The organism is Bifidobacterium sp. UTCIF-38, from assembly GCF_006454495.1.
Classification (GTDB): Bacteria; Actinomycetota; Actinomycetes; order Actinomycetales; family Bifidobacteriaceae; genus Bifidobacterium; species Bifidobacterium callitrichos.
On sequence record NZ_JFAL01000032.1, the window covers coordinates 1 to 7,111 of the forward strand.

Annotated in this window: 6 protein-coding genes; all 6 read left to right on the forward strand. The window is 61.5% G+C overall.

Translation table 11 applies throughout. From position 1 onward, the window contains the following. The first annotated feature begins 343 nt into the window (after nt 1-343). Nucleotides 344-2,710 carry a DUF6020 family protein gene (locus BW11_RS10610; RefSeq protein ID WP_219846764.1) on the forward strand — a complete coding sequence of 789 codons (2,367 nt, stop codon included), beginning with the start codon at nt 344-346 and terminating at the stop codon, nt 2,708-2,710. Between the two features lie 20 nt (nt 2,711-2,730). Next, nucleotides 2,731-3,390 carry a response regulator transcription factor gene (locus BW11_RS10615; RefSeq protein ID WP_181162606.1) on the forward strand — a complete coding sequence of 220 codons (660 nt, stop codon included), beginning with the start codon at nt 2,731-2,733 and terminating at the stop codon, nt 3,388-3,390. Beyond that, nucleotides 3,383-4,582, forward strand: a complete 1,200-nt coding sequence (locus tag BW11_RS10620) for a histidine kinase (protein ID WP_043165756.1) — start codon at nt 3,383-3,385, stop codon at nt 4,580-4,582. The genes BW11_RS10615 and BW11_RS10620 overlap by 8 nt, the downstream gene beginning before the upstream one ends. Nucleotides 4,583-4,969: 387 nt before the next feature. Beyond that, nucleotides 4,970-5,287: a hypothetical protein gene (locus tag BW11_RS10625; RefSeq protein ID WP_140445710.1), complete on the forward strand. Its 318-nt coding sequence runs from the start codon at nt 4,970-4,972 to the stop codon at nt 5,285-5,287. A 97-nt stretch (nt 5,288-5,384) separates the two neighbouring features. Next, nucleotides 5,385-6,017, forward strand: coding sequence for a hypothetical protein (locus BW11_RS10630; RefSeq protein ID WP_043165758.1), 633 nt, complete (start codon nt 5,385-5,387; stop codon nt 6,015-6,017). Nucleotides 6,018-6,187: 170 nt separating this feature from the next. Next, nucleotides 6,188-7,111, forward strand: a 924-nt coding sequence (locus BW11_RS10635) for a hypothetical protein (RefSeq protein ID WP_140476373.1), incomplete at its 3' end; no start/stop codon positions are given.

Consider the following 7,111-nt stretch of genomic DNA (forward strand, 5'->3'; position numbering starts at 1 on the left):
CCCAAAACAGGCAGGCCTGCAACGGACTGGCAATCATTGACTATAAAGAAGTAGTACAAACACACTCTTGAGTTCTCAAACCACCACACACATCCGGACTGTGGAAACAATCATGAAGTTGAAGTTCCGCATCCGAACGGCAGCAAAAGAACAGAATAGTCATCCATGCGCATTTGCGCAAACACAAAGGCACGCTGAAGCGGAAAACCGCTGCAATCACACGGTCTTCTCGGCGTGTCGCAAACAGCCCCTCATCGGCCGTTCTGGTTTCAGGATACACCCGCGATCGGCTCCGGACGGTAGCCCGAAGGTAACGAACAGTCGAACAAGTAGAATGGCGGACATGACCGATGCCTCCAGTCCTCGTATCATCCCCCATACCAGCGCGCAGGATAGCCGCAACGGCGACGCGCACGCAACGCCTTCGAGCCGAACCACGGCCAAGGTGTCACACGCTGCGGAACGCGACCATACCGACCACACCGGCCACACTGGCCACACCGATCGCATCACCGACCGCATCGGGGGCATCGCCCGATGGACGCTGGCGGTGGCGGCGTGCCTGTGGCTGGCGTGGTGCACGGCGGTCGGACCGCTGTATTGGGCCGATTCGTCGATTGCGCGGTTCGGATGGATGAATGCGGGCTATGGCATCGCCGCGTTCGTCATCTACCTCATCATCATCGTGTCGCTGGTGCGCAAGGCGAGACGTCAGCCGCTGCTCGGCTGGACGACCGAGCCGGACGGCACGCGATCGCCGCGGCGGATGGTGCCGCGAGCGCGGCGGCGCGGCCATGCCGATGCGATCGTCGGCACCTCCGACACTGTCGACACCACTGGCACCACCGACACCACCGACAAGCGCAGTCTCGCACCCATCGTTCGCATCACCCGCATCGCATGGCGGCGAACGCGTACCGCCGCGGGGCTCGCGCGTGCGTTCCTCGCGCGATGGATCGTACGCGCCACCGACAGACGCTGGAAGCTCACCGCGATTCTTCTGGTCGGATGGCTGTGGGCGCCGACGACGCTGTTCGCCGCGTTCGGCGCGGATCTGCGCAGTCAGGCGCGCGAGTTCAGCTGGGCATGGAACCAGTGGACCGGTCTGAAGCAGCCGTACATCGGGTTCTTCTCGTTCGCGCCGATGGACATCTATCCGACGGCGCACTACATGTGGCCGGCGGATCCAACGTATCTGACCGATCAGCACAACATCGTGCTGACGCTGTTCTACGGTGCGACGCTCGCTGCGTCCAGATACCTGACCGGTTCGAACGACTGGGGAACGATCGCGCTCGCGGCCACGCAGTTCCTGTTCGCGGCGTGCGTGAGCGCCGCGACCATGCACCGCTTCCTGAACCTGCCGTGGCTGGGGCGCGCGGATCGCACGGATTTCATGCATCCCGAGCGCGGCGGGGAACGGCTTGCGCCCCGCCGGTTCGACCGTCCGGAACGTGGCGTGCGTGCGGCGCTGCCGGCTCAGGCCGCGCACGCGCCGGTCCGCGTGGCGGTACTGCTGTTCTTCCTCATCTGCCCGCTGACCGTGTTCTCGACGATCTCGCTGACCAAATCGCCGCTGTTCGCGTTCGCGTTCCTGTGGGCATTCGGCATCTGGTACGAGCTGTACGCGACGTCGGGCGACCGTCTGGCGGTGTCGCACGGCCGCGCTATCGGGCTGGACGAGGCGTCGGAGCGGAGCCGCGGCATCGCGGGGATCCGTGCGAGGCTGTCAGGCAGACGGATCCGAAGTCGTGCACCCCGCCCGATCCGGCTCCCCCGCGGCTCGTTCGCGGCGTTCGTCGCGGCGAACACGGTGATGCTGATCTCGGCGAAATACGCGTGGTACGTGCTGCTCTTCGAGTTCGTGCTGGCGCTGTTCGCGGATCGCCGCCGTTGGACGACGTATGTGGTCGCGCTGCTGCTGCCGACGATCCTCATCCACGGCGGCATCACGATGGCGATCAGGTCGGGGGCGATCATCGGGGGCGACCCGATCGAAAGCCGCGGCGTGCAGCTGCAGATGATCGCGCGCGTGGCGCAGCGTGACCCCGATTCGATCCCCGAATCGGCGAGGAAACAGCTCGCCCCCGTGTTCAACCTCGACCAGATGGCCGACGCGTACTTCCCGCAGGACGCCGATCCGGTCAAATCGTCCGGCATCCAGTCGAAGAAGGTCAGCTACCGCTGGCGTTCGGTCAAGCCGGAGGACATGGACGGGTTCAACAAGGCGTGGCTCGAGATCGTCAAAGCGAATCCGATCGTCTCGATCGACGCGCTGATGGCGAAATGCTACGGATACTTCGACATCGCGGACCAGCCGTACGTGTCGATGAGCTACTACGTGGACAGCGACTACGTGCAGGTCAATTCGACGTGGATCAAGTACTATCACCACAAGTGGCGTACGCAGGTGGCGAATTTCGCCGACTCGTGGAGCGCGATCCCGGTGCTCGGATGGGTCACGCACGGCAACTTCTACGTGATCATGACGCTGCTCATCGGTGCCGCCGAGGTGGTCCTGCGACGCTGGCGTGCGCTCGCCTGGCACCTGCCGCTGCTGCTGCTCATGGGCGTGATGATCACCGCCCCGGCGAACAACTTCGAACGTCATATGCTGCCCGTCGCGTTCTGCTTCGGCTTCCTCCTGCTCACGTTCTGGCGTGATTCGCGATGGAACCCACGTCCTAACAGGCATCGTCAACAGCGATGATGGTGCCTACAATCGTAGATATGGGTGATATGGATGGGAACGCCGAACGCCATTGCGGCATCGCGATACTTGACAACGATCCCTTCACCGCGCAGGGGTTGAGTGCCGTCATTGCGAGCGCGGATGGTCTGCGCGTAGCTTGGACGTCAACATCCGCCGAACAGACCGTGCAGCGGTGCCTGACTCCAGACACCAGACCGGATCTACTCCTGACAGACATGTCGCTCGGCAATGGGTGGAGCGGCGCGGACGTGTGTATGCGCATCCGCAGAGGACTCGGCACCATGCCGATTCTGGCGATCACCGCGTTCCCGGTCGGATACTACGCGCGCGACGCGGCGCTGGCCGGTGCGCAGGGAATCGTCTCCAAGGCGGACCGCGCCCAAATACTCAACGCTCTACGCACGGTGCTGCTGGGCGGCACATGGGGGGAGTTGTTCGACAACACGACGATTGCTCATATCCGAGTCACGCATCAGCCGGATCACAAGCTGCTGTCCGGCAAGGAAACCACTGTCATGAACCTGTTGTCCCGCGGGCTGGCGGTAGAGGACATCGCCGTGACGATGCAGGTGAGCGAATCGACGGTGAAGTCGTTCATCGCGCGGGCCAAGCGCAAACTGGGCGCTGGTTCGCTGCGCGAGGCCGTAGCGAAATGGACTGGAGAGTCCGATGCTTGAGAGGAACGCCGCGCGAGCGGCGCTTGCGGATCTCACGGAGACGATGCGACATCCGGTGCGCGAGCTACGCACACACCGGGCACGCCTAGCATTGGTCATCATCACGCTCATGCTCACCGCCGCGGATTGGTCCGTCAGACCTACCGTCGACGCCTATTCCATGATGATATCCATCCTGCACATGGCATCGATCGCACTGATCTGTCTGCTTCCCCGCCTTGGCGCATGCGGTATCCTCGCCGTGGAGATTGCCTGCTGCTTCGTGGATACCAGCGGCGGAGCCAGCCGCCTGTGGGGTACGTGCCTTGCCTCGGGCATCATCGTATACGTCGAAGGCACTATTGCGATGGCGGTCGCATGTTTTCTGGCCAATCTGCTGATGCAGCTATCACAGACCCGGCTCAATGAGGGGCCGCACGTACAGGGGCCCACCATGTCCGCCGGAGTTTTTCTGCTTTCCTGTGCAGTCATAGCCGAGATCACAGGCTATGGTCTGCGCCAGCGCAACGACATGGCACAGCACAAGGACTCAGCATACCGGCGGTCGATCCAGCAGCAGGAGGACAGCCACACGCTGTCGCTGCTGGAGTATGCCTCGCAGCTACATGATTCCGTGGCGGGGAGTCTGGCCAGCATCTCATTGACCGCGCAGCAGCACATAAGCGAACACCCCGACGTCGATGCCGCAACATGGAACCGCATCGATGAGGAGTCACGGCAGGCGCTCACGCAGGTACATCGCATCATCGACGCGATGTCCGAGGGGCAGCGGACGGACGCATCGCGTGGGAACGACAACGACCTGCCCGACGATCTACGAGCCCTATGCCACGACCATGACAGGGCACTTGCCGAACAAGGGTTGCATGGTCACGCGGAGCTGCACGACTTCGGTCTGACTGTGCACCCCGACATCGGGCGCGTGCGCATGCTGCGATCGTTGATTGACGAGCTGTATGCGAATATGGCGAAGTATGCGGTCGGGGACACGGACTATCAACTGTCTGTCACCTTGTGCGACGACTACATCGAGATCATGCAGACCAACGGGATCGCACCCATGACGCACCCGTCCCCTGGCAACAGGGGACTCACCGTCCATGCACGACGCATCGGTCAGGCTGGGGGAGACCTGTCCTACACAATACGCGACGCGCAATGGATCTGCTTCGTCCACCTACCCTTGGTCTAGACCATCCAATTCATCGTCAGGAGCAATACTGCGGCGGTATCCATGGAGGACAATGAACCAATGCGATAGGATATCCCACCAAATCGATGTTCCCGACGACTAGCCCCTCTCCCACGACCAATGAGCACAGGAATACGGGCACAAGCATCATGGATACCACGCCCTTCCACATCGAATGCATATTCATACGCACCTTCCATCTCTTAAATTGTTTCAGAGCTCTCGATATCACCATACGAGAAATCACGATTATCAAAGCGGTTATTGGACCAGCACGTCGACCTGAGGACTACGCATCTCCCTTCAGCGACAAATCATCCACCACTACAGGATGCATAATGGAGCTACCCCCCAACGAAGTGGGGTATCAACCGAAAGGAAGACATCATGAAGCACAATTTGAGAAAGACCATCTGCGGAGCATTTCTCGCGGTGGGCGTGACAGTAGGCGGGGCGATGTTGCCCTCCGCAGCAATGGCGGTCGCAACAGTTTACGATCCATATGGGCGAGGCGAGTACACCCTTGAATACGCCAAAGCCAATCCCGGCTTCAAAGCACAACATCAGCGTAAAGGATACGATGATCTTGGCTTTGGGGTATGGCGATACGGCAGGTGGGAAGCAAATGGAGTCCGCTCTTGGGCCGATGTAACGGGACTACATTCAGCGAATACCTTCACAGCCGCATTTGGCAGGGTTTCTTAGTCGTCGTCCAAACCCATATCGTTGATAATCCGAGGGCGGCAGAATACATCCATCTGTCGCCCTTGTTTCTCACCCGATCATCATCAAAGGAGTCGAGATGGGGGCAATGCACAACCGTATCGGGCACAGGGCATTTGCAGCTGCTCTCGCTATGGTGCTGCCGATGGCCCTGTGCGCATGCGGGCAACAATCCTCCCCTGATGCGCAGCAGCAATTCAGCGGTCCATATGCCTCTGATTTCAGGCACAACTACGAGACGACAAGTAGCGAACTGGCCAAAGGCATCCTCAGAGACGGTAAAATCACCGATGCCGAGTTCGAGGAGTTCATAGACCGGTATACCTCGTGCATGAGCAGCCAGGGAGTGAACTGGTCCTATACCGATAACGGCGAGGAACTGCGAGGCGCTTCCGGTGATATGAGCCAAGAAGCCCTGACCAAGGCAACCGATGCATGCCATGCCCAAACCGGCTACATGGAGCTGGTACCGTTGTACCAATCCCTGCAATCCAATCCTGACAACCTCAGCCGGAATGAGCTAATGAAACTGTCTCTAGCGTGCCTGCAAAAACATGGATTGGCGGATCAGGGACTAACCGTGCAGGAATACGAGACCATCTACGATGACAACGACCGGTATATGGATATGTTCGGCAAGTACATGGAGCAATCGTCACCCGACTACCGGCATTTCCTCGCCTGCTCGCAGGATCCAGTGAACGCGCAGTAACAGGATTGCGGCGACGGCGTCGATGAATCCGATCCTGACGTCCAACAGTGGTTCGCGTGCGAAGCCGACTAGAGACGTCATCCCCGAGATGACGTCTCGAAGTGTTTCCCCCGAAAACAGGATCTACAGTAGGAATAGGATCAACTGCGCAGGGGCAGGAGGAGGACGCGATGCATAGGACGAGGAAGCCGCGCGGCGGGGGTGCGCGCGGGGGCGTGACCGTATCGGTGTTCATCCTACTGGCGGCGATGCTGCTGTCCGTGGGCCTCGGTACCGGTTTCCTGCTGACCCGATCGCGCATCCCGCAATCATTGGAATCCTCGACCTCCGCCGGCAGCATGAAGGTCGCCGCCTCGCAGTTCGACGACGCGCGATCCGTGCAACTGACGGTGACGCTCGGCACCTCCTCGACCATCGTCTCACCGGTGGCGGGCAGGGTGACCGCGTCGCATTGCGCGGCGAACGCCACCATCGCCTCGGGCGGCACGCCGATCAGCGTGGATGCGATACCGGTGCTCGCCCTGCATACCGTCACGCCGCCGTACCGCACGCTGACCAGCGGCACGAAGGGACCCGACGCCCGCTCGCTGAACGACGCACTGCGCGCGCTCGGCTATGCGGCGCCGGATTCCGACTGGTTCACGTGGAACTCCATCACCGCCTACAACAAGCTGGCCGACAACGTGGGGGCTAGGCGCATCACCAAGGAGGGCGGTTGGGCGATTGACCCGTCGCTCTTCATCTGGCTGCCGTCCGCGAGCGCGACCGTCGCCGAATGCCGGGTGTCCGTGGGCCAGCAGATCGCGCAGGGCGCGGAGCTGCTGGTCACCAGCGCGGCGCCCGTGAAGGCGACGTTGCCCGTGTCCGCGGCTGCTGCATCGTCGGGTGGCGCGTCGGGAGCCGCAGGCTCGGGTGCGACGTCCGGCGATCTCGTCTCGGGCGATCGTGTGCTGTCGATCGGGTCGACCACGGTGCCTGTTCCCACGGGGACCACGGAATTGACCGATCAGAGCGTGCTGTCAGCGATTACAGGCAGCACCGAGTATCGTCTGGCGAGTCTGGGAAGCGGCTCCGGACAGATGGGCTCGGGCGCC